Annotated in this window: 1 protein-coding gene; it reads right to left on the minus strand. The window is 66.0% G+C overall.

The features are described 5' to 3' along the window. The gene (locus tag ABZ904_RS51315) at positions 1 to 969 is read right to left on the minus strand and encodes a ferritin-like protein (protein ID WP_359412621.1); all 969 of its coding nucleotides are present in this window, start codon (positions 967 to 969) and stop codon (positions 1 to 3) included. Between the last annotated feature and the right edge of the window lie 310 nt (positions 970 to 1,279).

Raw genomic sequence — 1,279 nt, forward strand, 5'->3', positions numbered from 1 at the left:
TCAGGTGGTGTGGAATTGGGGGCCGTAGGTGTGGTGGGTGTGGGGGATGGGGGTTTCCATGAGTTCTACGGCGGGGGTTTGTAGGCGGTGCATGGCGCGGATGGCTGTGTCGAGGGTGTGGGGGGTGCCGTCGGTCCAGGCCATGTCGAGGGTGTCGAGGACGGTGGTGTAGGTGGTGTCGAATTGGGTGAGGAGTTGGTGGACTGGTTTGGGGGGGTGGTGCCATCCGCCGGCGGGGACGGTGGCCATGGGGCGTGCGGTGGGGAAGGGGACGGGGGTGCCGGTGAATTGCCAGCTGCCTCGGGTGTTGCGTAGTTGTTGGCCGTGGTAGATCTCGGCGAAGGCGTAGTAGTGGGCGGGGTGGTTGTGGTCGAAGGCGGTGTCTGGGGAGCCGTCGGTGCCTTCGCCTTGTTCTTTGATGATTTCGATGGAGCGTTCGACGTCGTTGAGGGTGGCGATCGGTTTGAGGACGTCGGAGCCGATGTGTGCGGACAGTTGTCCTCGGGTCGAGAGTTTGGGGGCTGTGGTGTGGAATGTCTTGAGGAGGTCGGTGTAGAAGGCGCCGACGGTGGGTGAGGTGTCCGCGGTGCGGGTGAGGGGTGTTTCGGGGGCTTCGATGGCCATCATGACGTCGTGTACGAAGGGTTTGGTGAGGCCGGAGAGGTAGACGTTGACTCCGGTGCGTACTCCGCCGGGCAGGGGTCCGGGGTAGGTGGGTGCGGCTTTTTTGATGTGTGGTCGGCCGCCTACGGCGACCAGGAGGTTGCAGACCAGGCCGAGGTGGTACATCTCGTCGCCGACGATGCGTCGGATGAGTCGTGCGGTCTGGCAGGTGCGGTCTTTGATGGACCACCAGCCGCACAGGTACGGGGGGATGGTGGCCAGTTCGAGTTCCACGGCGATCTGGAGTGCGGTCTTGAGCCAGTGGGTGTCGCGGGTGTGCTGGGGGACGGCGAGCAGGCGTGCCACGGATCCGTGGCCTGGGGTGGTGGGTGAGCTGCTTGTGGCTTTGGCGGGTTCGGATGCGGCCACGGGTGTGGCGGCGGCCAGGGCGGCCGATGCCAGGAGGCTCCTTCGTCTGAACGGGGGAGTGGTCGCCCTGTCCGGTTCATCCTTTCCGTCTGTCATCGCAGCCTCCGCGGGTAGGGGTGGCCCTGCCTGGGAGCCAGGCGTCCCGGGGGCCTCCGGTAGCCAGCGAAGTTATCAGCCGTCCCGCCTTGTTCCCGTGGTGCGCGGTGTGGTGGGGCGCATTTACCACCCTGTCGGTCGACCCCGCTGG

The sequence above is a fragment of the Streptomyces sp. NPDC046900 genome (assembly GCF_040644975.1).
In the GTDB taxonomy this organism is placed as follows: domain Bacteria; phylum Actinomycetota; class Actinomycetes; order Streptomycetales; family Streptomycetaceae; genus Streptomyces.